The sequence below is a fragment of the Mycobacterium sp. 663a-19 genome (assembly GCF_035616495.1).
Taxonomy (GTDB): Bacteria; Actinomycetota; Actinomycetes; order Mycobacteriales; family Mycobacteriaceae; genus Mycobacterium.
In genome coordinates this window covers 383,021-406,262 of sequence record NZ_JAPJAV010000003.1, presented here as the reverse complement: position 1 = coordinate 406,262, position 23,242 = coordinate 383,021, and the positions used below count along the sequence as shown (strand labels likewise).

26 protein-coding genes and 1 pseudogene are annotated in these 23,242 nt (G+C 68.2%); 17 read left to right on the top strand and 10 right to left on the bottom strand.

Annotated features, from left to right (window positions below; genetic code table 11):
- The first annotated feature begins 1 nt into the window (after position 1).
- From OQ968_RS08545 to OQ968_RS08535, 3 genes are all read left to right on the top strand, one after another.
- Positions 2-1,219, top strand: coding sequence for a cytochrome P450 (locus tag OQ968_RS08545; RefSeq protein WP_324676607.1), 1,218 nt, complete (start codon positions 2-4; stop codon positions 1,217-1,219).
- A 79-nt stretch (positions 1,220-1,298) separates the two neighbouring features.
- Entirely contained in the window at positions 1,299-2,783 is a 1,485-nt protein-coding gene (locus OQ968_RS08540; protein ID WP_324676605.1) for an aldehyde dehydrogenase family protein, read from the top strand.
- Positions 2,784-2,918: 135 nt separating this feature from the next.
- Positions 2,919-3,596 (top strand): maleylpyruvate isomerase family mycothiol-dependent enzyme, encoded by a 678-nt coding sequence (locus OQ968_RS08535; protein WP_324676603.1) that lies wholly within the window; start codon positions 2,919-2,921, stop codon positions 3,594-3,596.
- Here OQ968_RS08535 and OQ968_RS08530 read toward each other — a convergent pair.
- Positions 3,593-3,985 (bottom strand): hypothetical protein, encoded by a 393-nt coding sequence (locus tag OQ968_RS08530; RefSeq protein ID WP_324676601.1) that lies wholly within the window; start codon positions 3,983-3,985, stop codon positions 3,593-3,595. The genes OQ968_RS08535 and OQ968_RS08530 overlap by 4 nt on opposite strands.
- A 114-nt stretch (positions 3,986-4,099) precedes the next feature.
- On the opposite strand from OQ968_RS08530, the gene OQ968_RS08525 reads away from it, so the two are divergent.
- Together OQ968_RS08525 and OQ968_RS08520 are read left to right on the top strand one after the other, a co-directional pair.
- The gene (locus OQ968_RS08525; RefSeq protein ID WP_324676600.1) at positions 4,100-5,245 is read left to right on the top strand and encodes a thiolase family protein; all 1,146 of its coding nucleotides are present in this window, start codon (positions 4,100-4,102) and stop codon (positions 5,243-5,245) included.
- Complete coding sequence (locus OQ968_RS08520; RefSeq protein WP_324676598.1) at positions 5,242-6,033, top strand: crotonase/enoyl-CoA hydratase family protein; 792 nt, start codon at positions 5,242-5,244, stop codon at positions 6,031-6,033. Before OQ968_RS08525 ends, OQ968_RS08520 begins: the two co-directional genes overlap by 4 nt.
- Here the strand turns inward: OQ968_RS08520 and OQ968_RS08515 are convergent, their stop codons facing one another.
- Together OQ968_RS08515 and OQ968_RS08510 are read right to left on the bottom strand one after the other, a co-directional pair.
- The gene (locus tag OQ968_RS08515; RefSeq protein WP_324676596.1) at positions 6,034-7,050 is read right to left on the bottom strand and encodes an NAD(P)/FAD-dependent oxidoreductase; all 1,017 of its coding nucleotides are present in this window, start codon (positions 7,048-7,050) and stop codon (positions 6,034-6,036) included. It abuts the gene before it with no gap.
- Positions 7,047-7,547: an isoprenylcysteine carboxyl methyltransferase family protein gene (locus OQ968_RS08510; RefSeq protein WP_324676594.1), complete on the bottom strand. Its 501-nt coding sequence runs from the start codon at positions 7,545-7,547 to the stop codon at positions 7,047-7,049. The genes OQ968_RS08515 and OQ968_RS08510 overlap by 4 nt, the downstream gene beginning before the upstream one ends.
- Before the next feature lie 121 nt (positions 7,548-7,668).
- Here OQ968_RS08510 and OQ968_RS08505 point away from each other — a divergent pair, with 121 nt between their 5' ends.
- The 3 genes from OQ968_RS08505 to OQ968_RS08495 are packed head-to-tail and all read left to right on the top strand — an operon-like array spanning position 7,669 to position 10,092.
- Positions 7,669-8,214 (top strand): gamma carbonic anhydrase family protein, encoded by a 546-nt coding sequence (locus OQ968_RS08505; protein ID WP_420715859.1) that lies wholly within the window; start codon positions 7,669-7,671, stop codon positions 8,212-8,214.
- Between the two features lie 10 nt (positions 8,215-8,224).
- The gene (locus tag OQ968_RS08500; protein WP_324676590.1) at positions 8,225-9,373 is read left to right on the top strand and encodes an NAD(P)H-binding protein; all 1,149 of its coding nucleotides are present in this window, start codon (positions 8,225-8,227) and stop codon (positions 9,371-9,373) included.
- On the top strand, positions 9,370-10,092 hold the full coding sequence (locus OQ968_RS08495; RefSeq protein WP_324676588.1) for a type II CAAX endopeptidase family protein: 723 nt from the start codon (positions 9,370-9,372) through the stop codon (positions 10,090-10,092). Before OQ968_RS08500 ends, OQ968_RS08495 begins: the two co-directional genes overlap by 4 nt.
- 15 nt (positions 10,093-10,107) lie before the next feature.
- Here the strand turns inward: OQ968_RS08495 and OQ968_RS08490 are convergent, their stop codons facing one another.
- Positions 10,108-10,914: an enoyl-CoA hydratase gene (locus OQ968_RS08490; RefSeq protein ID WP_324676586.1), complete on the bottom strand. Its 807-nt coding sequence runs from the start codon at positions 10,912-10,914 to the stop codon at positions 10,108-10,110.
- Between the two features lie 98 nt (positions 10,915-11,012).
- On the opposite strand from OQ968_RS08490, the gene OQ968_RS08485 reads away from it, so the two are divergent.
- A complete protein-coding gene (locus OQ968_RS08485; RefSeq protein WP_324676584.1) occupies positions 11,013-12,092 on the top strand; it encodes a CaiB/BaiF CoA-transferase family protein in 1,080 nt (359 codons plus the stop codon).
- 52 nt (positions 12,093-12,144) lie between these two features.
- Entirely contained in the window at positions 12,145-12,897 is a 753-nt protein-coding gene (locus tag OQ968_RS08480) for a 3-hydroxyacyl-CoA dehydrogenase (protein ID WP_324676582.1), read from the top strand.
- Between the two features lie 194 nt (positions 12,898-13,091).
- On the opposite strand, the gene OQ968_RS08475 is transcribed toward OQ968_RS08480, so the two are convergent.
- Entirely contained in the window at positions 13,092-13,223 is a 132-nt protein-coding gene (locus tag OQ968_RS08475) for a hypothetical protein (RefSeq protein WP_139329413.1), read from the bottom strand.
- Between the two features lie 265 nt (positions 13,224-13,488).
- Here OQ968_RS08475 and OQ968_RS08470 point away from each other — a divergent pair, with 265 nt between their 5' ends.
- Together OQ968_RS08470 and OQ968_RS08465 are read left to right on the top strand one after the other, a co-directional pair.
- A complete protein-coding gene (locus OQ968_RS08470; protein ID WP_324676580.1) occupies positions 13,489-15,786 on the top strand; it encodes an MMPL family transporter in 2,298 nt (765 codons plus the stop codon).
- 32 nt (positions 15,787-15,818) lie between these two features.
- The gene (locus OQ968_RS08465; protein WP_324676579.1) at positions 15,819-16,466 is read left to right on the top strand and encodes a methyltransferase domain-containing protein; all 648 of its coding nucleotides are present in this window, start codon (positions 15,819-15,821) and stop codon (positions 16,464-16,466) included.
- A 35-nt stretch (positions 16,467-16,501) separates the two neighbouring features.
- Here the strand turns inward: OQ968_RS08465 and OQ968_RS08460 are convergent, their stop codons facing one another.
- Entirely contained in the window at positions 16,502-17,215 is a 714-nt protein-coding gene (locus OQ968_RS08460; protein ID WP_324676578.1) for an NAD-dependent deacylase, read from the bottom strand.
- Between the two features lie 37 nt (positions 17,216-17,252).
- Here OQ968_RS08460 and OQ968_RS08455 point away from each other — a divergent pair, with 37 nt between their 5' ends.
- Positions 17,253-17,630, top strand: coding sequence for a GntR family transcriptional regulator (locus OQ968_RS08455; RefSeq protein ID WP_324676576.1), 378 nt, complete (start codon positions 17,253-17,255; stop codon positions 17,628-17,630).
- On the opposite strand, the gene OQ968_RS08450 is transcribed toward OQ968_RS08455, so the two are convergent.
- A complete protein-coding gene (locus tag OQ968_RS08450; protein WP_324676574.1) occupies positions 17,627-18,460 on the bottom strand; it encodes a class I SAM-dependent methyltransferase in 834 nt (277 codons plus the stop codon). The two genes, OQ968_RS08455 and OQ968_RS08450, sit on opposite strands and share 4 nt — an antisense overlap.
- On the bottom strand, positions 18,457-18,987 hold the full coding sequence (locus OQ968_RS08445; protein ID WP_324676572.1) for a DUF1697 domain-containing protein: 531 nt from the start codon (positions 18,985-18,987) through the stop codon (positions 18,457-18,459). The genes OQ968_RS08450 and OQ968_RS08445 overlap by 4 nt, the downstream gene beginning before the upstream one ends.
- A gap of 75 nt (positions 18,988-19,062) precedes the next feature.
- Between OQ968_RS08445 and OQ968_RS08440 the strand changes: the two genes are divergently transcribed.
- Both OQ968_RS08440 and OQ968_RS08435 read left to right on the top strand, forming a co-directional pair.
- Positions 19,063-19,506 (top strand): PPOX class F420-dependent oxidoreductase, encoded by a 444-nt coding sequence (locus OQ968_RS08440; protein ID WP_324676571.1) that lies wholly within the window; start codon positions 19,063-19,065, stop codon positions 19,504-19,506.
- 43 nt (positions 19,507-19,549) lie between these two features.
- Positions 19,550-19,726 carry a DUF5302 domain-containing protein gene (locus OQ968_RS08435; protein ID WP_324676569.1) on the top strand — a complete coding sequence of 59 codons (177 nt, stop codon included), beginning with the start codon at positions 19,550-19,552 and terminating at the stop codon, positions 19,724-19,726.
- A gap of 42 nt (positions 19,727-19,768) precedes the next feature.
- On the opposite strand, the gene OQ968_RS08430 is transcribed toward OQ968_RS08435, so the two are convergent.
- Positions 19,769-20,398, bottom strand: a complete 630-nt coding sequence (locus tag OQ968_RS08430) for a nitroreductase family protein (RefSeq protein ID WP_324676567.1) — start codon at positions 20,396-20,398, stop codon at positions 19,769-19,771.
- A 232-nt stretch (positions 20,399-20,630) separates the two neighbouring features.
- Between OQ968_RS08430 and OQ968_RS08425 the strand changes: the two genes are divergently transcribed.
- Both OQ968_RS08425 and OQ968_RS08420 read left to right on the top strand, forming a co-directional pair.
- Positions 20,631-21,935, top strand: coding sequence for an adenylate/guanylate cyclase domain-containing protein (locus tag OQ968_RS08425; RefSeq protein WP_324676565.1), 1,305 nt, complete (start codon positions 20,631-20,633; stop codon positions 21,933-21,935).
- A gap of 42 nt (positions 21,936-21,977) precedes the next feature.
- Positions 21,978-22,070 (top strand): annotated as a pseudogene (locus OQ968_RS08420) (Fe-S cluster assembly protein HesB); the annotation flags it as partial.
- Between the two features lie 66 nt (positions 22,071-22,136).
- Here the strand turns inward: OQ968_RS08420 and OQ968_RS08415 are convergent.
- Complete coding sequence (locus OQ968_RS08415) at positions 22,137-23,168, bottom strand: hypothetical protein (RefSeq protein WP_324676563.1); 1,032 nt, start codon at positions 23,166-23,168, stop codon at positions 22,137-22,139.
- Positions 23,169-23,242 lie beyond the last annotated feature (74 nt).

Sequence of the window (23,242 nt, the reverse complement as noted above, 5' to 3'; positions counted from 1 at the left end):
AATGGAACAGCTTTTCGACGATCTGGAGGATTTCGGCGCCTTCGACGACGCCATATCCGGTGACGTGCGTGATCCGTACACCGAGCTGGCGCGGCTGCGCCGCGAGGAACCGGTGCAGCGGCTCGAGACGTCGGGAGCCCTTCCGCACGAGGAAGGGCTGCCGATATTCATCGTGTATCGGCACGAGGACATCCAGCAGATGCTGCGCGACAACGAGACGTTTTCCTCGGCCGCCGTCATCGCGGCATTCGGCCCCGTGCTGGGGGAGGGCGTCATGCTCGGCATGGACGAGCCGATCCACGGGCGGCTGCGCTCGTTGGTGTCGAAGGCGTTCTCGCAGAAGTCATTGGCGCGCTGGCAGGACGAGTTGGTCGGCCGCGTGGCCAACGGCCTGATCGACAAGTTCGCGCCCAACGGCAAGGCCGATCTGGTGAAGGAATTCACCTTCGACTACCCGAGCCAGATCATCGCGGGCCTGCTGGGCTTGCCGGAAAAGGATTACCCACAGTTCCAGCGGTGGTCGATTTCGCTGCTGAGCTGGCTGATGAACCCCGAGCGTGGGCTGGCGGCCTCGGCCGCGTTGTGCGACTACTTCGCGCCGATACTCGAGGCCCGCCGGGCCGAGCCGAAGGACGACCTGATCAGCGCGCTTGGCGCGGCCGAGATCGACGGGGAGAAGCTGGCGGACGAGGAGATCTTCTCGTTCCTGCGGCTGCTGCTGCCCGCCGGCGTGGAGACCACGTATCGCGCGCTGGGCAGCCTGCTGCTCGCGCTGTTGAAGGATCCGCCGCAACTGGATGCCATCCGCGCGGACCGGTCGCTGCTGCCGCAGGCGATCGAGGAGGGCGTGCGGTGGGAATCACCGCTGCTGACCATCACCCGGGTGGCGACCCGCGACACCGAACTCGGCGGCGTGGCGATTCCGGCCGGGGCGACGGTGATGCCGATGCTCGGTTCGGCGAACCGGCAAGAGGACCGCTATCCCGATCCCAACAGGTTCGACATCCACCGAGAGGCCCGGGCGCACCTGGGGTGGGGGCACGGCGTCCACGTGTGCCTCGGCATGCACCTGGCGCGGCTGGAGATGCGCACCGCCATCAATCTGCTGCTGGACCGGCTGCCGAATCTGCGGCTGGACCCCGACGCCGACGACCCGCACATCCGCGGGCAGGTATTCCGGTCGCCGACCGCGGTGCCGGTGTTGTTCGATCCCCAATGATCCCGGCAGCTTGCCAATCGGCTAGTTTCCAGTAAGGCTCTCCGTAGCCCCTGCAACGAGTCAGAAGAGAGTGACAAACATGACTGAGGCTGTAAAGGTCCGCTTCGAGCCGAAGATGATGATCGACGGCAAGCTCGTCGACGGCCAGGCCGGCACCTTCACCAACATCAACCCGGCCACCGAGGAGTCGCTCGGCGAGGTCGCCGACGCGTCGAAGGCGGACATGCACCGGGCCATCGACGCCGCCCGGCGCGCCTTCGACGAGACGGACTGGTCCACCAACCGGGAGCTGCGCAAGCGCTGCCTGTTACAGCTGCACGAGGCGATCGAGTCCGAGAAGGAGGAGCTGCGCGAGGAGCTCATCCTCGAGGTGGGATCGCCGCGGGCGATCACCTTCGGGCCCCAGCTGGACGCCCCCCTCGAAGACGGGCTGAAGTATCCCGCCAGGCTGATCGACGAGTACGCCTGGGAGACCGACCTGGGTGACAAGGTGATCAGCCTGACCGGCACGCTGACCACCCGCAAGGTCTGGCGCGAGCCGGTGGGCGTGGTCGGCGCGATCGTGCCGTGGAACTTCCCGTTCGAGGTCACCCTCAACAAGCTCGGCCAGGCGTTGGGCACCGGCAACACCGTGGTGCTCAAGCCGGCGCCGAACACCCCGTTCAACGCGACCCGGCTGGGCCGGCTGATCGCCGAGAAGACCGACATCCCCGCGGGCGTCGTGAACGTCGTCACCGCGTCGGATCACTTTGTGGGAGAAGAGCTCACGCTCTCGCCCAAGGTCGACCTGATCTCGTTCACCGGCTCGACGGTGGTCGGGCAGCGGATCATGGAGAAGGGCGCCGCGACCATGAAGCGGCTGTTCTTGGAGCTCGGCGGCAAGTCGGCGACCATCGTGCTGGAGGACGCCGACTTCGGGATGGCGTGTGCGATCGGCATCGCGCCGTGCATGCACGCCGGGCAGGGCTGCGCGAACCCCACCCGGATGCTGCTGCCGCGGTCCCGCTACGACGAGGGCGTGGCGATCCTCAAGGGCATCTACGAGAACGTCACGTGCGGTGACCCCCAGGATCCCGGAACGCTGTGCGGCCCGGTGATTTCGGCGGTCCAGCGCGACCGCGTGATGGGCTACATCCGCAAGGGCGTCGAAGAGGGGGCCACCGCGCTGGTCGGCGGACCCGACGCGCCCACCGGCTTCGACAAGGGATTCTATGTCAGGCCAACGCTTTTCACCGACGTCGACAACTCCATGACGATCGCGCAGGAGGAGATCTTCGGCCCGGTGCTGGCCGTCATCCCGTTCGACGACGAGGAGGACGCGATCCGAATCGCCAACGACAGCAAGTACGGCCTGGCCGGCAACGTGATGTCGGGTTCGCTGGAGCGCTCGCTCGCGGTGGCCCGCCGGATCCGGGCCGGCTTCATGGGCGTCAACGGCGGCGCGCCGTACGGCGCCGACACCCCGTTCGGCGGATACAAGTACAGCGGGGTCGGACGCCAGAATGGCGTCGCCGGGTTCGACCAGTACACCGAAATCAAATCGGTCGCGTATCCGGCCGGCTGATTGCGATCGGCGCGAGCGTGCGTGTCTGTGCACAGACACGCCGCGCCGCGCGGCATTCTGCGCACGCTCGGCGGGTGTGAGAGAAGGGCAACTGCGAACCTGTCGTAAAGCACTGCGACACAAGACCTTCACGTGATGCGAGCAGCCGTCCGCGAGTTTGTCTTCGCCGCCGCCGCCGACGAGCGGCGAGAGCTGGCGAACCTGTTGGACGGCTTGGACGAAGCCCAGTTGGCGACGCCGAGCTTGTGCGCAGGCTGGGATGTCAAGACCGTGGCCGCGCATGTGGTCAGCACGGTCACCGACGGCACGCCGGCATTCGTGCGGCTGGCTCTCCGTCGCGGAAGCCTCTCGCGCGCAATCGACGAACTGGCGCGACGGGGCGCGCAGGGACCGGTCAATGAGATCGCGGCCAGGTTGCGCGGATGCGCGGACCGCCGGATCAGTCCACCGTTGTTCGGACCACTGGATCCGCTTGCGGACATCCTGGTGCACGGCGGTGATATCAGGGTCCCGCTCGGCCTGCCGTTCGAACCCGACCCACGGTTGGTGGCGCTCGCGATGGACTTCCTGAGCGGTCCGTGGCCGCTTGGCTTCGTCCCTCTAGGCCGACTGCGCGGGATCAGCTTGCGCGCGGACGATATTGGCCAGGTTTGGGGGAGCGGTGCCGAAATTCGCGGACCGGTGGTCGCTTTGATGATGGCTGTCAGTGGTCGCACCGCGCTATTGGACCTGCTCGACGGACCTGGCTTGGCGCCGCTGTGCCGACGCCTGTCCGGCCGTCGCGGGGCGCCACCCCCGAGCTCCCAGGTCTAGCCGCCGGTTCCGTTGTCGAGACCGAGATGGGTGATGAAATACCAAGGGATGCCGAGCAGTTGGACCGCGGCGACCAGAACCAACGCGGCCAGCGCGACGAGCAATCCCGCGATCCGCGCCCGGGTGCCGATCGGCGAAAAGCCGAGGATCAGAAACAGGACAACGAAACCCCATTCCGCCCACATGAGGATCCGTTTGGGCGCGGCGGCCGCCTTGTCGTAGTCGGTGAAGTGCGAATCGGGAAAGCCGGTCAGGTACAGATCCCAGCCCGCCATGAACGCCAGCAACAGCGCGGCCGCGGCGCAGGCTACGCACGCGAAGACCGCCAGGGGGCGCCGCACTTCGCCTTGGACCACCTTGACCACCTCGTCGATGCCGCAGATCGGCACTTTCTCACCGCGAGCAGCCGACGTCAAACGCTCCCAGGACCACCCCGCTCAGCAACCGCCCAACGCGTTGGTTGACAATCGACGCAAGACCCCAGCGTCAAAGGAGACATCATCATGGCTGAAGCCGTCATCGTCGAGGCAGTGCGCTCACCGATCGGGAAACGCAACGGCGGGCTGTCCGGGGTGCACCCGGCCGACCTGTCCGCGCAGGTACTCAACGGTCTGGCCGACAAGGCCGGCATCGACCCCGGGATCGTCGACGACGTCATCTGGGGCTGCGTCATGCAGGCCGGCGAACAGGCCCTCGACATCGGCCGCACCGCGCTGCTGGCGGCCGGCTGGCCGGAGACCGTGCCGGGCGTGACCGTCGACCGCCAGTGCGGGTCGAGCCAGCAGTCGATCCATTTCGCCGCCGCCGGCGTGGTGGCCGGGCACTATGACGTCGTCGTCGCCGGCGGTGTCGAGTCGATGTCGCGGACCCCGATGGGCTCGTCGCTGGCCAACGGCGGCAACCCCTACCCGAAGGCCTTCAAGGAGCGGTACCGCCAGACGCCCAACCAGGGCATCGGCGCCGAGATGATCGCCGAGCAGTGGGGCCTCGACCGGCTCGCGCTCGACGAGTTCTCGCTGGGATCGCACGAAAAGGCTGCGGCGGCACAGGATTCCGGTGCCTTCGACGACCAGATCGTGGGCATCAAGGACCAGGAAGGCAACGTCGTCCTCAAGGACGAGGGCATCCGCCGCGGCACGCCGATGGAGAAGATGGCCTCGCTGAAGCCGGCGTTCAAGGAAGACGGCGTGATCCACGCGGGCAACTCCTCGCAGATCTCCGATGGCTCGGCCGCCATCCTGTTCATGTCCGCCGAGAAGGCCAAGTCGTTGGGGCTCAAGCCGCTGGCCAGGGTGCACACGGCGACGCTGGCCGGGGCCGACCCGGTGATCATGCTGACCGCGCCGATCCCGGCGACGCAGAAGGTGCTGAAGAAATCCGGGCTGTCCATCGGCGACATCGGCGCCTACGAGGTCAACGAGGCGTTCGCGCCGGTGCCGCTGGCCTGGCTCAAGGACATCGGCGCCGACGAGAAGAAGCTCAACCCCAACGGCGGGGCGATCGCGCTCGGTCATCCGCTCGGTGGTTCGGGCGCGCGGCTGATGACCACGCTGCTATACCACATGCGGGACAAGGGAATTCGCTACGGCCTGCAGACGATGTGTGAAGGCGGCGGCCAGGCCAACGCCACCATCGTGGAACTGTTGTGACCGACGCGCCGGGGGCCCTGGCGAAGCGCCGGGGCAACGTGATGGTGATAACCATCAACCGGCCGGAAGCGCGCAACGCGGTGAACGCCGCCGTCAGCATCGGCGTCGGCGACGCCCTCGAGGAGGCGCAGCACGACCCCGAGGTGCGGGCGGTGGTGCTCACCGGCGCCGGCGACAAGTCGTTCTGCGCCGGCGCCGACCTCAAGGCGATCTCGCGGCGGGAAAACCTGTATCACCCCGACCATCCCGAGTGGGGCTTCGCCGGCTACGTCCACCACTTCATTGACAAGCCCACCATCGCCGCGGTCAACGGCACCGCGTTCGGGGGTGGCACCGAGCTGGCGCTGGCCAGCGACCTGGTGGTGGCCCACGAGCGCGCCCAATTCGGGCTGCCGGAGGTCAAGCGCGGGCTGATCGCCGCCGCCGGCGGGGTGTTCCGGATCGCGCAACAGCTGCCCCGCAAGGTGGCGATGGAGCTGCTGCTGACCGGTGACCCGCTGACGGCATCCGACGCGTGCGAGTGGGGCCTGGTCAACCAGGTGGTCACCGACGGCTCGGTGCTGGATGCGGCCCTGGCCCTGGCGGCGCGGGTGACCGTCAATGCGCCGCTGTCGGTGCAGGCCAGCAAGCGCATCGCCTACGGGGTCGACGACGGTGTCATCGCCGACGACGAAGCGGGCTGGGAGCGCACCGTGCGCGAGATGCGTTCGCTGATCAGGTCCGAGGACGCCAGGGAGGGCCCGCTGGCGTTCGCCGAGAAGCGGGAGCCGGTCTGGAAGGCGCGCTGATCAGTGCGCCAGGACGTTCACCCCGGCCCGGAACGCGCCGGGCAGCAGCACACCCGCCGGCACGACGGCGCGGCGCATCACCCGGGGCGTGCTGGCCAGCACCAGCGCGCGCGTCAGTAGCCGGTAATCGCGGGTGATCCGGTGCCACGCGGCCTCGTATGACGACGGAGCGTCGTCGACGATCGCCCCGACCGCCGCGGCCGCCTGCTTGACCGCGAGGCTGATGCCCTCGCCGGTCAGCGCGTCCTCGTAGCCTGCCGCGTCGCCCACCAATAGCACCCGGCCCGCGACCCGGCGGGAGACCACCTGTCGCAGCGGGCCGCAGCCCCGTGCCGGTCCGCGGTCGGCGCCCGCCAGGTGCCCCGCCAGACGCGGGAACCAGGCGAGGTCGGGTTGTCCGCGAGACAGGATCGCCACCCCCACCAGATCCGGTTCCACCGGCGTCACGTACGCCTCACCCCAGCGCGACCAGTACACCTCGACGAACTCCGACCACACCGGTACCCGGTAATGCCGGCGCACGCCGTAACGCCGCGGTCTTCCGGCGACCGCCTTGATGCCCACCGCGCGTCGCACCGCCGAATGCAATCCGTCGGCCGCCGCCAACCATTTCGCACGCACCCCGGCGGCCGTCACGCCGCGCGCGTCCTGCTCGACGGTCGTCACCTTCGCCCGGATCCATTCGGTGTCTTGCTCTTTGGCCCGCGCGGCCAGCGCCGCGTGCAACGTGGTGCGCCGCACGCCCCGGCCCGGGCCGCCGCGAAACCGCGCCTCGGCCCGACGATGTTCGCTGACGTAGGCGATGCCGTGAAACGGCATGCCGACCGGGTCCACCCCCAACGACATCAGCTCGCCGAGCCCGCCGGGCATCAGCCCCTCGCCGCACGCCTTGTCGATGGGGCTCTCCCGCGGCTCGACGACGATCACCGAAAGTCCTTGCCCGCGCGCATGTAACGCCGTGGCGAGGCCCGCCGGGCCGCCGCCGACGATGAGCAGGTCGGTGTCGTAATTCGTCATGTGTAGCCCAGCGCGGAGTTCTCCACGTGCACGCGCACCCTCAGCAACACCGCATTGGCGACGGTGAAAACGGCCGCGGTCAGCCACGCCGTGTGCACCAACGGCAGCGCAAATCCTTCGGCCACCACTGCAACATAGTTCGGGTGATGCAGCCACCGATAGGGGCCGGCCCGCACCAGCGGCGCGTCCGGCAACACGATCACCCTGGTGTTCCACCGCCGCCCCAGCGTCGCGATGCACCACCAGCGCAGCCCCTGGCTCAGCGCCACCACGGCCAGCATCGGCCAGCCGAGCCAGGCGATGAACGGCCGGTGCAGCGCCCACGGTTCGACGATGCAGCCCAGCAGCAGCGCGGTGTGGATCGCGACCATCACGCCGTAGTGCCCACGACCAAACTCCTTGGCGCCCTGGGCAAAAGACCACCGCGCGTTCCGCGTGGAGACCACCAGCTCCGCCACGCGCTCGATCCCGACCGCCAGGATCAGCAGGTAGTACATCTCTTCACTATCTCGTGGGCGGGCACTACCACGCCAGCGGGGTCCACGTACCGGTTGACGGTGGGGCCCCGGAATCGGTTCAAGCGCAGCCCGGTAAACGGTTGGCTTGCGGGCATTTACGATGACGTCCATGTCCGCGCCGCTGATTGTCTCCATTCGGGGCCATGCGCCCGTGCTGCACGCCGAGTCCTGGGTGGCGCCCAACGCCAGCGTGATCGGGAAGGTCAGCCTCGCGGCCAGGGTCAGCGTCTGGTATTCCGCGACGCTGCGGGCGGAGGCCGAGCAGATCGAGGTCGGGTTCGGAACCAACATCCAAGACGGCGTCACCGTCCACGTCGACAAGGAATTCCCGGTGCGCATCGGCGCCGGGGTCAGCGTCGGGCACAACGCCGTCATCCACGGGTGCACCGTCGAGGACGACGCGCTGATCGGCTCGGGGGCGGTCATCCTCAACGGCGCGCTGGTCGGCGCCGGCGCGCTGGTGGCCGCCGGCGCGGTGGTGCCGCAGGGCATGGTGGTGCCGGCCCGGTCGCTGGTGACCGGCGTGCCGGCCCGGGTGCAACGCGAGCTCAGCGCGGCCGAGGTCGCCAACAACATGCACAACGCCGAGGTGTACCGGCGGCTGCTGGACCTGCACCGCGCCTCGACGGACCCCGCCGCCCGCTAGGGTCGGGAGTATGCGGGTTCTGGTCACCGGCGCCACGGGTTATGTGGGGTCGCGGCTGGTCACGGCGCTGCTGGCGGACCGGCACCAGGTGGTGGCGGCCAGTCGAAACCCGGCGCGTCTCAACCGTTTCGGGTGGTTCGACGACGTCGCGGCGGTCCGGATGGATGCCTGCGATCCGGCGTCGGCGCGGGCGGCTCTGGACGCAGCGGGCCGCGTCGACGTGATCTATTACCTGGTACACGCGATCGGGCAGCGCGATTTCCGGGACGCCGACAGGGCCGCGGCGCACAACGTGGCGACCGCGGCCCGCGACGCCGGCGTGCGACGCATCGTCTACCTGGGCGGCTTCGTGCCCGACGGCGAAATATCGGAGCACCTGGCCAGCCGCGCCGAGGTCGCCGACGCCCTGACCGTCGAGGGCGGCCCCGAACTGGTCTGGCTGGGGGCGGCGATGATCATCGGCGCCGGCTCCACGTCGTTCGAGATGATGCGCTACGTCGGCGATCGGTTCCCACTGATGCCGATACCGGACTGGATGACCAACCCCATCGACCCGATCTCCATTCGCGACGCGCTGCACTATCTGGTCGCCGCCGCCGACCCGGAACGGGTTCCCGCGGGCGGCTACGACATCGCCGGCCCCGACACCACCTCCTACCGGGAGCTGCTGCAGACGTATGCGCGCATTTCCGGCCGGTGGCATGCCGCCGTCCCGGTCGGCGGGGTGGTCGACACCGCGCTGGCGTCACTGATCACCGGCATCGCGCTGCCGGTGCCGCCGGGCTTGGCCGGCGAGCTGGTCGAGTCGCTGGATCACCCGATGGTGGCGTCCGGCAGCGGCCTGCGCGACCTGGTCCCCGACCCGCCCGGCGGCCTGCTGTCCGTCGACGATGCCATCGCGCTGGCCTTGGCCGACCGGACCAACCGCCGGCCGCCGCCCGTCAACGCCCTGGCCGATCCCCATCGCCTGGCCGACACCGATCCCGGTTGGGCCGGCGGGGATGCGCTGCGCATCGGTCGGCTCGCCCGCGCGGTGACGCCACCGCCGGCGCGGCCCACCCTCGGATTGCTGAACGTCATTCCCGGTCCCATCGCCGGGGCGCTTCGAACCGGCCTCGACACCCTGGTCACCCTCACCCCGAAAGTGCGCCCAGCATGAGCCAGTCCAGCACCCCCTACCGCGCCAGTGTGCTTTCCGAGCTGCGCCGCGCGGTCACCAATGTCGCTGTGCCACATAACGAATCGCCCGCGGTGGTGCGGCGTCGGCGCATCGTCGTCGGCGTCACGCTGGTGATCGGCGCCGCCGTGCTGGGATTCTCGCTGCGGCGTCATCCGGGCGAATCGAGCTTCTATTGGCTGACCCTGGCGCTGGCGGCGGTGTGGTTCGTCGGCGGGTTCACCTCGGGCCCGCTGCACCTGGGCGGCATCTGCTGGCGCGGGCGCAACCAGCGCCCGGTGATCACCGGCACCACCATCGGTCTCGTCCTCGGCGGCGCGTTCGTGCTGGGCGGCATGATCGTGCGGGAGATTCCGGCCGTCGCCGGGCCGATCGGCCGGGTGCTCGCGTTCGCCCATCACGGATCGTTTTGGCCGATCGTGGTGATCACGGTGATCAACGGCGTAGCCGAGGAGGTGTTCTTCCGCGGCGCGCTCTACAGCGCGTTGGGCCGCCACCACCCGGCGGTGATTTCGACCCTGTTGTACACGGGCGCGACGATGGCCAGTGGCAACCTCATGCTCGGCTTCGCCGCGATCGTCCTCGGGACGGTGTGTGCCCTGGAGCGCCGGGCCAGCGGCGGCGTGCTGGCCCCGATCCTGACTCACTTCGTCTGGGGGCTGATCATGGTGCTGGCGTTGCCCCCGCTGTTCGGCGTCTAGAACCGCGAAAAGCCCTCAGCGGTCGGTGAAGTTGGGGGTGCGGCGCTGCTGGAATGCCCTTGCGCCCTCGATGAAGTCGTGCGACCGCAGCAGCGCCGATTGGCCGCGGAATTCGCGTTCCAGCGCGCCGTCGAGCTCGGTCAGCGTGGCCGCGTTGATGGCTTCCTTGGTCTTGGCGTACGCGACGACGGGTCCCCGCAACAACTTCGAGATCACCTTGTCGACCTCGGCGTCGAACTCCTCGGCGGGATAGACCGCGGTGACAAGGCCCGCCGACAGCGCCTCGTCGGCCGGCAGCCGCTCGGCGAGCAGGGCCATCCGCATCGCGCGGACCCGGCCGACCGCGGCCGCGACCAATGCCGACGCGCCGCCGTCGGGCATCAACCCGACCTGCGTGAAGGCGAGCATGAAAAACGCTGTGTCAGAAGCCAATACGAGGTCGCACGCCAGGGCGAGGGAGACGCCGACGCCGGCCGCCGGCCCGTGCACGACGGCGACGACGGGCCGCGGCAGCGCGGTGATGGCCCGAATCGCGCGGTTGGCCTCCGCGATGATCTCGGCACCCGGGCCGCCGCTGCCGACGTCGTCGGCGCCCATGCCCGCTCCGGAGCAGAAGCCGCGGCCCGCGCCGCCGAGCCGCACCACCTTGACGTCCGGATCGGTGGCCGCGCGTTCCATCGCGTCGGCGATGCCGGCCAGCACCGCCGTGGTGACCGAGTTGAGGCTGTCGGGGCGGTCGATGGTCACCGACAGCACGCCGTCGGCCAGCGTGACGTCGAGGCCCGCGACGGGGGCCAGTGCGTCGACTACGGATTGCGGCATGCGCTCACCCTAGGCGACCGGGTGCGCGGCCGAAGAACGCGGCTGCGAAGATGCGAACGACGTCGGAAGCAGACCAAAGCAGACCAAGGGGCTACACCATGGCGGGACCGCTGAGTGGACTTCGTGTTGTGGAGCTGGCTGGCATCGGGCCCGGGCCGCATGCCGCCATGATCCTGGGGGACCTGGGCGCCGACGTGGTGCGCGTCGAGCGCCCGTCGGGCGCCCCGGGGGGTGTGGCCAAGGACGCCATGAGCCGCAATCGGCGCATCGTGGCCGCCGACCTCAAGTCCGACGAGGGACGCGAACTTTTGCTCAAACTCGTCGCCAAGGCCGACGTGTTGATCGAGGGGTATCGTCCCGGCGTCACCGAGCGCCTCGGCATCGGACCCGAGCAGTGCGCCGCGGTGAACGACGGGCTGATCTACGCCCGGATGACCGGGTGGGGTCAAACCGGCCCGCGCAGTCAGCAGGCCGGCCACGACATCAACTACATCTCGCTGAACGGGATCCTGCACGCCATCGGCCGGGCCAACGAGCGGCCGGTGCCGCCGCTGAACCTGGTCGGTGACTTCGGCGGCGGCTCGATGTTCCTGTTGGTCGGCATCCTGTCCGCGCTGTGGGAGCGGCAGCGCTCCGGCAAGGGTCAGGTCGTCGACGCCGCGATGGTCGACGGGTCGAGCGTGCTGATCCAGATGATGTGGCAGATGCGCGCGTCCGGCATGTGGACCGACGACCGCGGCACCAACATGCTCGACGGCGGCGCCCCCTACTACGACACCTACGAGTGCGCCGACGGGCGCTACGTCGCCGTCGGCGCCATCGAGCCGCAGTTCTACGCGGCCATGCTGGCCGGGCTCGGCCTGGACGCCGCCAAGCTGCCGGCGCAGAACGACACCACCCGCTGGGCCGAGCTGCGGGCGGTGCTGACCGACGCGTTCGCCGCCCACGACCGCGATCACTGGACGAAGGTGTTCGCCGACTCCGACGCCTGCGTGACGCCGGTGCTGGCATTCGGTGAGGTGCAGACCGAGCCGCACATCACCGAGCGGAACACCTTCTACGAGGTCAACGGCGCACTGCAGCCGCGGCCGGCTCCGCGGTTCTCGCGCACGGCGCCCGAGACCCCGCGGCCCGCGTCGGTGGCCGACGCCGAGGCCGTGCTGCGGGACTGGGTATAGTTCCCAACCAACTGGTTGGCAGGATGGGTCGGACGATAGGGGAAGGACTCGGATGGAGATCAAGGACGCGGTAGCGGTCGTCACCGGAGGCGCGTCGGGCCTGGGCCTGGCCACCACCAAGCGGCTGCTGGACGCCGGCGCGCAGGTGGTGGTGCTGGACCTGCGTGGCGAGGACGCGGTTCGCGAGCTCGGCGACCGGGCACGGTTCGCCCAGGCCGACGTCACCGACGAGGCCGCCGTCTCCCGCGCGCTGGACGCGGCCGAGTCGATGGGCACGCTGCGCATCGTGGTCAACTGCGCCGGCACCGGCAACGCCATCCGGGTGCTCAGCAAGGACGGCGTCTTCCCCCTCGACGCGTTCCGCAAGATCGTGGACATCAACCTGGTCGGCACCTTCAACGTGCTGCGCCTGGCGGCCGAGCGGATCGCCAGGACCGAACCGATCGGCGAAGAGCGCGGCGTCATCATCAACACCGCCTCGGTGGCCGCGTTCGACGGTCAGATCGGGCAGGCCGCCTACTCGGCGTCCAAGGGCGGCGTGGTCGGCATGACATTGCCGATCGCCCGCGACCTGGCCAGCAAGGCGATCCGGGTCGTGACGATCGCGCCGGGCCTGTTCGACACCCCGCTGCTGGCGGGCCTGCCGGAACCGGCCCGGGAGTCGCTGGGCAAGCAGGTGCCGCACCCGTCGCGGCTGGGCAAGCCCGACGAATACGGCGCGCTGGCGGTGCACATCGTCGAGAACCCGATGCTCAACGGCGAGGTGATCCGCCTCGACGGCGCCATCCGGATGGCGCCGCGCTGACGGTCGTAGGCCGAGCAGACGCAAAAGCGCCCGAAAACGAACGTTTTCGGACGCTTTTGCGTCTGCTCGCCGGCAAATAGAAAGCCCCCCGCATGCGGAGGGCTGTCTAGGAATCAAGAACAAAGGTTATCGACGGAACCATCGGATAACGGCGGAATCGGCCATGAGTAGCCGCGCGACCATACTCATGGCGGTCAGCTTGCCGTAGGCAGCGGGTGCGAGTCTTCGAACTGCTCGGAGGTCTCACCTTCCACCAGCATGTCGCCGTGGTAGAGAGCCTCGAAGTCAGCCTTGATGACGTCGGCACTCGAGTCGTCGATCCACATGAGAATGAGCGTATGGGCCACCATTAAGGAATCTTTGAGTCACGATTCGGAAAATGGTGGCAATTTACTGACGGGTAGGTTCGCCCGCGTCGGGCCACGGATCGGGCCGGTGAGCGGCCTGATCGCGGCCCGCTTTTCTTTCCGGACTCTTATGGTCATGCGGGTTTGACGTGCCGTTGAACCATCCGGGTGCCCGGCTGCGTGCTCAGGGAAGGTGTTGTTCGACACCTGTAACTTAGCGCCCCGGCATGGGTGGAGGGACGACATGCTGCAGGCGACCGCCCGGCTGGCGATCGCGGCGCCGCGGCGCATCATCGCGGTTGCGGTCTTGGTCTTCATCGCCGCCGCGGTGTTCGGTATCCCCGTCGCCAAGAGCCTGGCGCCCGGCGGTTTCCAGGATCCCGGCTCGGAGTCCGCCCACGCCATCGGCGTGTTGACCGACAAGTTCGGGCAGAGCGGTCAGCAGATGCTGATCCTGGTGACGGCGCCGGCGGGCGCCGACAGCGAACCGGTCCGCAGGGTCGGCACCGAGCTGGTCGACCTGCTGCGGCGGTCGTCGTTGGTCTACAACGTGTCCTCGGCGTGGACGGGACCTCCCGAGGCGCCCGGTGCGTCGGCCGATCTGGTCAGCAGGGACGGCAAGTCCGGGCTGATCGTGGTCAACCTCAAGGGCGGCGAGAACAACGCGCAGAAAAACGCCCAAACCCTTGCCGACGAATTCGTCCACGACCGCGACGGCGTGACCGTTCGCGCCGGTGGCTCGGCGATGCAGTACGCCCAAATCAACCGGCAGAACCAGGACGACCTGTTGGTCATGGAGGCGATCGCGATCCCGCTGAGCTTCCTGGTGCTGGTCTGGGTGTTCGGTGGCCTGCTGGCCGCCGCGCTGCCGATGATCCTGGGCGCGCTGGCGGTGGTCGGCTCGATGTCGGTGCTGCGGCTGGTCACCTTCACCACCGACGTGTCGATCTTCGCGCTCAACCTGAGCACCGCGCTGGGCCTGGCGCTGGCCGTCGACTACACGCTGCTGATCGTCAGCCGCTATCGCGACGAGCTGGCCGAGGGCGGTGATCGCGACGAGGCGCTGATCCGCACCATGGCCACCGCCGGCCGCACAGTGTTGTTCTCGGCGGTCACCGTGGCGCTGTCGATGTCGGCGACGGCGCTGTTTCCGATGTACTTCCTGAAGTCGTTCGCCTACGCGGGCGTGGCCACGGTGGCCTTCGTCGCGACGGCGTCGATCGTGATAACCCCGGCCGCGATCGTGTTGCTGGGCCCGCGGCTGAACGCGCTCGACGTGCGCCGGCTGCTGCGGTGGGTGTTCCGCCGGCCCGACCCGGTGCGCAGGCCGGTCGAGCAGTGGTTCTGGTACCGGTCGAGCAGGTTCGTGATGCGCCGCTGGCTGCCGATCGGCCTGGCGGTGGCCGCGCTGCTGGTGCTGCTCGGGCTTCCCTTCATTTCGGTGAAGTGGGGGTTCCCGGACGACCGGGTGCTGCCGCGTTCGGCGTCGGCGCGTCAGGTCGGCGACGAATTGCGCACCAATTTCGCGCACGATTCCTCGACGTCGGTGCCAGTCGTCATTCCCGACACAAGCGGCGTGAGCGGGGCCGACCTGGACCGGTACGCCGCCGACCTGTCCCGGGTGCCCGACGTGTCGGCGGTGTCGGCGCCGGGTGGGACGTACGTGAGCGGTAAGCGAGCGGGGCCGCCGGCGGCGGCCACCGGGGTGGCCGACGGCAGCGCATTCCTGACGGTGAGCAGCGTGGCGCCGCTGTTCTCGGCGGCCTCCGACGCTCAGCTGAAGAGCCTGCACGCCGTGCCCGGCCCGGCCGGCCGACCCGTGCAGATGGCCGGCGTCGCGCAAATCAACCGCGACAGCGTCGATGCGGTGACGAATCGACTTCCGACCGTGCTGGGTCTGATGGCCGCCGTCACCTTCGTGTTGCTGTTCCTGCTGACCGGCAGCGTGGTGTTGCCGGTGAAGGCGCTGATGTGCAACGTCCTGTCGTTGACCGCCGCGTTCGGCGCGCTGGTGTGGATCTTCCAGGACGGCCACCTGGGCGCGCTGGGAACGACCCCGAGCGGCACGCTGGTCGCCAACATGCCGGTGCTGCTGTTCTGCATCGCCTTCGGCCTGTCCATGGACTACGAGGTGTTCCTGGTATCGCGGATTCGCGAATACTGGCTGGCATCTGCGGCCAACGACGAGAGCGTCGCGTTGGGCGTCGCCCGGACCGGACGGGTGATCACGGCGGCCGCGCTGGTGATGTCGATGTCGTTCGCCGCGCTGATCGCCGCTCACGTGTCGTTCATGCGGATGTTCGGCCTCGGCCTGACGCTTGCCGTCGCCGCGGACGCGACCCTGGTGCGGATGGTGCTTGTTCCGGCGTTCATGCATGTGATGGGCCGGTGGAACTGGTGGGCGCCCAAGCCGCTGGCGCGGCTGCATGAGCGGTTCGGCATCGGCGAGGGGCCGCCGGAAGAGATCCAACTCGACCCCGTCGAGGTCTCGGTGCAGCACAATAGGCACGACGTGTGGGAGTCGGCGACCAGGGTTGGTTAGCCGACACATCGACATCGTGAGGGAGTGCGACCATGACGGCTGCGGCGGCATCGGCATCCACCGTCGACAACCCGTTCTTCGCCCGGATCTGGCCCCTCGTCGCGGCCCGCGAGGTCGAGGCGGTGCGGGTGCTGCGCCGGGAGAATGTGGCCGGGCTGTCGGGCCGGGTGCTGGAGGTCGGCGCGGGCATCGGGACGAACTTCGCCCTCTATCCGGAATCCGTCGAGCATGTGGTGGCCGTGGAGCCCGAGCCGCGCCTGGCGGCGCGGGCCCGGGCGGCGGCCACCGCCGCGCCCGTCCCGATCGCCGTGACCGGCCAGACCGTGGAGGCGTTCGAGGGCGAGAAGCCCTTCGACGCGGTCGTGTGCTCGCTGGTGCTGTGTTCGGTGAAAGAACCCGTCGCGGTGCTGCGGCGGCTGCGCTCGTTGCTGCGCCCGGGCGGGGAGCTGCGGTATCTCGAGCATGTGGCCAGCGCCGGTGCGCGGGGCCGGTTGCAGCGCGTTGCCGACTCGACGTTGTGGCCCAGGCTGTTTGGTAACTGTCACACCCACCGCGACACCGAGCGCGCCATCCTCGACGCCGGATTCGAGGTGGACAGCTCTCGGCGGGAGTGGACGCTGCCGGTCTGGGCGCCGCTGCCGGTGTCGGAGTTGGTGCTGGGCCGGGCGCGCCGGTGCTAGCGTTTCGCGCGGGTCAGCCGCCAGCCGTCAGCTCGTCAGCCGAGCAGGGCGGGCAGCCGCTTCAGCAGCCCGGGCAACGCCTGGCTCGCGGTCTCGCGGATGCTGAGGGTGGCGCTGCGGGTCAGCGGGGTGGGTTCGGGGTTGACCTCGATCACGGCCGTGCCGCGCGACAGCGCCAGTTCCGGTAGGCCGGCCGCCGGGTAGACGATCGCCGAGGTGCCCACCACCACCATCACGTCGGCGGCCTCGGTCGCCTCGACCGCGCGCCGCCACGGTTCGTCGGGCAACGCCTCCCCGAACCACACGATGTCGGGCCGGATCAAGCCGCCGCAACCGCAGACCGGCGGTTCGACTTCCAGCGCCGGTTCGCGCATCTCGGGCAACGTCTCGTTGTAGGGCATATCGCAACGCGCGCAACGGAATTCGAAGAGGCTCCCGTGCAAATGGTGCACCGGGGCGCTGCCGGCGCGCTCGTGCAAGTCGTCGACGTTCTGGGTGATGACGCTGACGTCGACGTGATCCTGCCAGTCGGCGATCGCCCGGTGACCGGCATTGGGTTGGACGTCGGCGACCAGGTAGTGGCGCCACAGGTACCATCCCCAGACCCGTTCGGGGTTGTCGCGCCACCCCTGGGTGCTGGACAACTCGTACGGGTCGAAGCGGGCCCACAGCCCGTTCTTGTCGTCGCGAAATGTCGGCACGCCGCTCTCCGCGGAGATTCCCGCGCCACTGAGCACCGTCACTCGCATCCCACCAAGATAGCGGTGCCTGGGTGATACTGGGTACGTGGAGCTGGCGGACTGGCTGAAGGTCGACCTGAAGGCGGGCAAGCCGTTGTTCGACCAGCTCAGGACGCAGGTCATCGACGGCGTCCGCGAGGGCGCGCTGCCGCCGGGCTCCCGGCTGCCGACCGTGCGGGAGCTGGCCGGCCAACTCGGCGTGGCCGTCAACACGGTGGCCCGCGCGTACCGGGAGCTGGAAACCGCGGCCATCGTCGAAACCCGGGGCCGCTTCGGCACTTTCATCGCCCGCTACGACCCGACCGACGCGGCGATGGCAGCCGCGGCCCGCGAATACGTTCGGGTGGCCCGCGGCCTGGGATTGGGCAAGGCCGACGCGCTGCGCTACATCGAGGAAGTGCCCGACGATGAAGACCCGGTTTAGCCGAATTCCAGCAGCGTGAAGATCGGCCGCAGCGGCGCTAGAAAACGCTTGCGGTACATGATCGACAGGGCGGCGTTGAACATCCGGCCCCGTCCCGGGGGCAGGCGCAGATTATGGACCGCGCGGATACCCGGCACGGCGTTGGCCAGGTCGGCCGCCTGCTTGAGCGACAGCCTGAACGGCACCGGCGGGCTCTTGTAGGTCCGCGAGGTTCGTATTCCGGAGCGCTTCACCTTCGCAATCCAGGCCGGGGGCAGGTCGAAGAGCATCTGACCGCCGGGGAAAGCCTTGGCGCACTGGGTGATCAATCCAAGCGCCTGCTCGGGCTGCAGATACATCAGCAGCCCCTCGGCGGTGATGAACACCCCGGCGGAGGGGTCTACCAATTCCATCCAGCTGTAGTCCAGTGCGGACTGGGCACAGTTCAGTACCCGCGGCGAGCTGGGCAGCAGCCGGTTGCGGAGATCGATGACATTCGGCAGATCGACTGTCAGCCAACGGAATTGGCCGTCAGGTCGGGCCGCTTGTAACCGCCAGAAGCTCGTCTGCAGGCCGTCGGCGAGTGCCACCACGGTAGCGGTCGGGTGCTGATCCAGATAGGCCAGTGCCTGGGCGTCGTAGGCCCGTGCGCGCAGCGCGGTGTCCTGGCGGGGCCGACCGAACTTTGCGAAGTCGAACGCAATGGAGTCGACCACCGCGATGGCCAGCGGATCGTCCAGGACGGGATTTGGGCGGCGGGCCTCCTGGGCCCGGGCGTTGAGCGTCAGCAGGGCGGTCTCGGCGACACCGCCGAGGGCGACACGCTGTTTCGATAGCTCGTGGCCGCTCACCGCAACACCTTATCCAGGGTCCGCAGGTTGCGAGTCGTGGTCGACGGCTTGTAGCGCGGCTTGCCCATCGTCTTGCCGATCGTGCTGTCCAGGGTGGCGCCCTTGGGCACCTGCCAGTAGACGACGCCTAGGGGATCGGGGCCGCGGCTGATCTTCTCGTCCGGGCCGGCCTTGTCGCTCAGCGCGGCGAGTTCGTCGAGCACCGCGGCGTCGGCGACGAACGTGACGTAGGACTGATACCCGTCGACCTCGCGCTCGAAGGGGTAGGCGTCGACGACGGCGCGCACCGTGTCGATGTCGTAGACCAGCACCCACGCGTCGTACCCGAATCTCTCGCGCAGGGCGGTCTCGGCTTTCTTCCGCACCGCGGCGACGGTCCCGGGTGACTCCAGCAGCACGTTGCCGCTGGCCAGGATCGTGCGCACGTTGTCGAATCCCGCGTCGGTCAGCGCGGCCGCGACTTCGGCCATCTTGAGATTGACGCCGCCGACGTTGACCCCGCGCAGGAAGGCCGCGTACTTGGTCATGTCCCGATTTCATCAGGTGGGGTTCTCGACGCGGACGGGCGGTGGCCCGCCGGACGCGCGACGTAGGCTTTCGACATGGGACGCCAAGTCTTCGACGACAAACTGCTGGCCGTGATCAGTGGCAACTCCCTCGGGGTGTTGGCCACGATCAAGAGCGACGGGCGCCCACAGCTGTCGAACGTGGGCTACCACTTCGACCCGCGCGAGCTGGCCGTGCGGGTATCGATCGCCGAGCCGCGGGCCAAGACCCGCAACCTGCGCCGCGACCCGCGGGCGTCGCTGCTGGTCGACGCCGACGACGGATGGTCCTACGCCGTGGCCGAGGGCACGGCGGAACTGACGCCCCCGGCGGCCGCACCCGACGACGACACCGTCGAGGGGCTGGTGGCTCTGTATCGAGACATCGCCGGCGAGCATCCGGACTGGGACGAGTTCCGCGAGGCGATGGTCACCGACAGGCGGGTGTTGCTGACGCTGCGCGTCTCGCACGTATACGGCATGCCGCCGGGCAAGCGGTAAAAACGACGAGCCAGGCGCGGGCCGTCCGGGTTAGGCTGCCGTCATGGCTGAATCGGACGCCCAGCAAGAGGACGAGACCAAGCGCAAGTTCCGCGAAGCGCTCGACCGCAAGAAGGCCAAGTCGTCGGGGGGATCCGACCACAAGAACGGCGGCGACAAGCAGCCGCGGGTGCACGGCCCGGCCGAGAACCGCCGGGAATTCCGCCGCAAGAGCGGATAGTTGTCTGTAATCCGTTGCGCCACAACCCGATCCAGGGCCGACCTACAGGAACGCGCGATTGCCGTATCTGTCGAGCGAGACGAGCTCCCCGACCGGCCGACGCGTGGTGGGACCGTATTTGCCGATCGGCCAGCCAAGCGGGATCACCGCACAGGGAGTGACGTTCCACGGCAGCCCCAGGGCTCGCCTCGCCAGCAGCTTGTTCCACAGCGGCAGGGTGATCAATGCCGCGCCAAGCCCGGCCGCACGCGCCGCCAGCAACAGGTTCTGCACCGCCGGAAAAATCGAACCGTAGGCGCTGCTCGTCGCCGCCGACGGCCAGGGTGGGATAACACCCTTGAGGCATGCCACGACGACGACGGGAATGTCGTCGAAGTGGTCCGCCTGCCACCTCGCGGCCTTCAGTACCCGGAGCATCTTGTCGTCACCGCGGCGCTCGAGCACGCGTTTGCCGATTGCGCTGTACACGTTGAAGGCACGGCGATTCAATCGACCGAGTTGCGCGACGACTTTGCGGTCCTTGACGACGATGAACTCCCAATTCTGCGCGTTCGAACCGGTGGGCGCCTTCATCGCGAGTTCGAGGAGGTGTAGCACCAGCGAGTCGTCGACCGGGTCGCTCTTGATCCGACGGATGGCGCGTTGGGTTCGCATCGCCTCTTCGAGCGGCATGGTCAGGGGTTGTTGATCCGTCATGACGTTGATTCCAACACAGGCCGGCGGGGATCTATCGGGTGAATCCCCGATCAGCAGGTGGCTGCTTGAAACCGCGGTCAGTCCAACAGAGCCTGTACCTTTGTGGCCTTCGCGCCGTCCGATTGCGCGCTTTGCGCGTAAGCGGGCATTTAGAGTCAGCGATGTGACTCTCGCTCGTCCCGAAACCCGACACGTCGAGGTAGACGGGGTGCGCATCGGCTACCAGACCTACGGCTCGGGAAAGCGAACGGTGATTGGAGTTCCCGGGTTCGCGCAGAATATCGACGTGATATGGGAGAACCCGCGATCCGCGGCCTTCTTCGAACGGCTCGGATCCTTCTGCCGTGTCCTTACGTTCGACAAGCGAGGCACAGGGACGTCGGACCGCAGCATTCCGCCGCCGTCACTTGACGCGCGAGTTCGAGACCTCGTTGCCGTCGCGCAGGCAGAAGGCGTAGATCGAGCCGTCATCGCCGGAGTCTCGGAGGGCGGCACGATGGCCGCATTCTTTGCCGCGACGTATCCGGAGCGAACGGAGGGCTTGATTCTCAGCGGCACCTTCGCGAGCTGGGTGCGTCGTGAGGATCATCCTTGGGCGCCGACCATGCGGCAGCAGTTGCGAAAACTCCGGGCCCTGTCATGGATCTGGGGCACGGGCGACTTCGCTGTCAGGCTTGGCGCCCCGTCCATGGCCGGCCAACCGGGCTTCCGGCGTTGGGCGGCTCGATATGAACGTGAGTCCATATCTCGCTCAAAGTTCGTTCCGTTCGGGCGGATTAACACGCAACTTGACATCCGCCACGTGCTGTCTGCCATCTACGCGCCGACGCTCGTAATGCACGCCCGCGGGGATCGCGTGGTCCCGTTCCGCAGCGGCCGCTATCTGGCCGACCATATTGTGGGTGCACGATTCTTGGAGCTGCCTACCAGCGACCATGCGCCCTGGTTCGGCGCCCAGGATGTCTACCTCGACGCGATGGAGGAATTCCTTACCGGCACAAGTCCGAATGCGGACCACTCAAGGAAGCTTGCAACGGTTCTCTTCACCGACATTGTCGACTCGACCGTGAACGCCGAAAGAGTTGGTGACGCAGCATGGCGCGACCTCTTGGACCGCCACGACGACTTAAGCCGCGTAGAGATCGGGATATGCGGAGGCCGCTGGGTGAAGAGTACGGGCGACGGATTGTTGGCAACGTTCGACAGTCCGAGCCGCGCGGTCCGGTGTGCATGGGCGCTAACCGATCGCATCCGAACCGAGCTCGGCATCGAGATACGCGCCGGGCTGCACACCGGCGAGGTCGAGACACGTGGCGATGACGTGGCGGGATTGACCGTGCACCAGGCCGCGCGGATTCAGGGTGTGGCCGAAAGCTCGGAGGTAATCGTTTCTTCCTCGGTCAGCAGCCTTCTGGCGGCTTCCGGAGTCACGCTTGAGGCCCGCGGTACACACACGCTGAAGGGCATCTCCGCGCCGTGTGAGCTTTACCGCGTCGTCGACGTCACGGCGTAATCGCCTGAGACACCTTACCGCCGCGCAGTCTGGACTGACCGCGTGCCGAGGTTGAAGCTCGCCCAGGATCTCGCCGCCGACGCGCTGCTGGATGACGACCCGTTCGCGTTGGTGATCGGCATGCTGCTGGATCAGTAGTAGGCGATTGCAACCATGGAGACTTAACCGCTGCGCCTCGTCGAAGGGTGAGCCAGGTCTGGCTTAGTCTTTCAGGTTCGCGGTCAAGCCGAATTTCTCAACCAACGCCCGCGAATCCGCGTCCGAGACCATAAATTCGGGTTTGTTCTTCTCGATCGGCACCTTGCCGCGCCACGCGCGACGACATTGGATGGTCAGTGGTTGCAAACCAGGAACGCACACGACCAGGACCGGAAAGTTGTGCGACCCCACGTCATCGACCACCTTGTAATTTGCCGGTGTCGCGGTCACCCGCGACCGCGAAGCCGAGGCAACCAGCGCATTGGTGTTCGGGTCGATCACCCGGATCGCATCTGCACCCAGGTCAATGGCTAGGCGCGGCGGCGCGGGTTGTTCTTTTACCCGGAATTCGAACGGCCCCATCGGTTTAGCGGGCGGATACAGCAGACAGCGAAGCGGCTCGTCCGGTGCAGGCCCGCGTACATCCAACCCCGAGCGGCGGGCGGCCATGGTGAGAACCTCATCGAAGTCTGCGGCCTGCAACCACCCGTCGACGCGGCCGGTGGGCGGCGCTTGCAGCGGCGTTGCGGTGCCGAGGCGATGATCTCGTCCGCCGAGAACAAAGCGGCGCGGGCCGCATTGCAGGTGAAGCGCCGTACCCGACAGCGTGATTTGCTGTCCCTGAGCCCACAGGCCCAGCTTCGCGTCCTTGAATGGAAATACCTCACTGGGCTTCTTGTCGTCGGTCAGGCCGTCGCTCGTGACGCAAATGCGGATCTTTTTGTTCCAGCCCCACCGGCGACCGCCGAGTACACCAAAAAGGGTTAGCCCGACGGCCATGACGACGAGGACCACCCAGCCAAGGGTTCGCGCGGAAGGAACCGCGAACATCACCGCGAACACCGCCACAAGCGCCGCCCACGACCCGTAAGTGCAGATGAGGAGCCAAGTCGCGATCCGCGGGGTGGTTGCCACAAAACGGAGCGACTCAGCCGTGTGGTCCGCGCTTGCCCGCGGCAGATCTGCACGCCGCTTCTGCGCCGCAAGTTGACGTTCCAGCTCAGCGATGCGTCGCTCGGGGTCGTCCTGGTCCATCCGCAAATGATCCCACCCGGTTGCCAGGGGTGCAGCCAAACTACGTGGTGACGATGCGATCCTCCCTAGGTGTT

Coding starts and splice junctions, on each gene's coding strand:
- OQ968_RS08545 (WP_324676607.1), top strand. CDS start 2: ATGGAACAGCTTTTCGACGATCTGGAGGATTTCGGCGCCTTCGACGAC.
- OQ968_RS08540 (WP_324676605.1), top strand. CDS start 1,299: ATGACTGAGGCTGTAAAGGTCCGCTTCGAGCCGAAGATGATGATCGAC.
- OQ968_RS08535 (WP_324676603.1), top strand. CDS start 2,919: ATGCGAGCAGCCGTCCGCGAGTTTGTCTTCGCCGCCGCCGCCGACGAG.
- OQ968_RS08525 (WP_324676600.1), top strand. CDS start 4,100: ATGGCTGAAGCCGTCATCGTCGAGGCAGTGCGCTCACCGATCGGGAAA.
- OQ968_RS08515 (WP_324676596.1), bottom strand. CDS start 7,050: ATGACGAATTACGACACCGACCTGCTCATCGTCGGCGGCGGCCCGGCG.
- OQ968_RS08510 (WP_324676594.1), bottom strand. CDS start 7,547: ATGTACTACCTGCTGATCCTGGCGGTCGGGATCGAGCGCGTGGCGGAG.
- OQ968_RS08505 (WP_420715859.1), top strand. CDS start 7,669: ATGACGTCCATGTCCGCGCCGCTGATTGTCTCCATTCGGGGCCATGCG.
- OQ968_RS08500 (WP_324676590.1), top strand. CDS start 8,225: ATGCGGGTTCTGGTCACCGGCGCCACGGGTTATGTGGGGTCGCGGCTG.
- OQ968_RS08495 (WP_324676588.1), top strand. CDS start 9,370: ATGAGCCAGTCCAGCACCCCCTACCGCGCCAGTGTGCTTTCCGAGCTG.
- OQ968_RS08490 (WP_324676586.1), bottom strand. CDS start 10,914: ATGCCGCAATCCGTAGTCGACGCACTGGCCCCCGTCGCGGGCCTCGAC.
- OQ968_RS08485 (WP_324676584.1), top strand. CDS start 11,013: ATGGCGGGACCGCTGAGTGGACTTCGTGTTGTGGAGCTGGCTGGCATC.
- OQ968_RS08480 (WP_324676582.1), top strand. CDS start 12,145: ATGGAGATCAAGGACGCGGTAGCGGTCGTCACCGGAGGCGCGTCGGGC.
- OQ968_RS08475 (WP_139329413.1), bottom strand. CDS start 13,223: ATGTGGATCGACGACTCGAGTGCCGACGTCATCAAGGCTGACTTCGAG.
- OQ968_RS08470 (WP_324676580.1), top strand. CDS start 13,489: ATGCTGCAGGCGACCGCCCGGCTGGCGATCGCGGCGCCGCGGCGCATC.
- OQ968_RS08465 (WP_324676579.1), top strand. CDS start 15,819: ATGACGGCTGCGGCGGCATCGGCATCCACCGTCGACAACCCGTTCTTC.
- OQ968_RS08460 (WP_324676578.1), bottom strand. CDS start 17,215: ATGCGAGTGACGGTGCTCAGTGGCGCGGGAATCTCCGCGGAGAGCGGC.
- OQ968_RS08445 (WP_324676572.1), bottom strand. CDS start 18,987: ATGACCAAGTACGCGGCCTTCCTGCGCGGGGTCAACGTCGGCGGCGTC.
- OQ968_RS08440 (WP_324676571.1), top strand. CDS start 19,063: ATGGGACGCCAAGTCTTCGACGACAAACTGCTGGCCGTGATCAGTGGC.
- OQ968_RS08435 (WP_324676569.1), top strand. CDS start 19,550: ATGGCTGAATCGGACGCCCAGCAAGAGGACGAGACCAAGCGCAAGTTC.
- OQ968_RS08430 (WP_324676567.1), bottom strand. CDS start 20,398: ATGCCGCTCGAAGAGGCGATGCGAACCCAACGCGCCATCCGTCGGATC.
- OQ968_RS08415 (WP_324676563.1), bottom strand. CDS start 23,168: ATGGACCAGGACGACCCCGAGCGACGCATCGCTGAGCTGGAACGTCAA.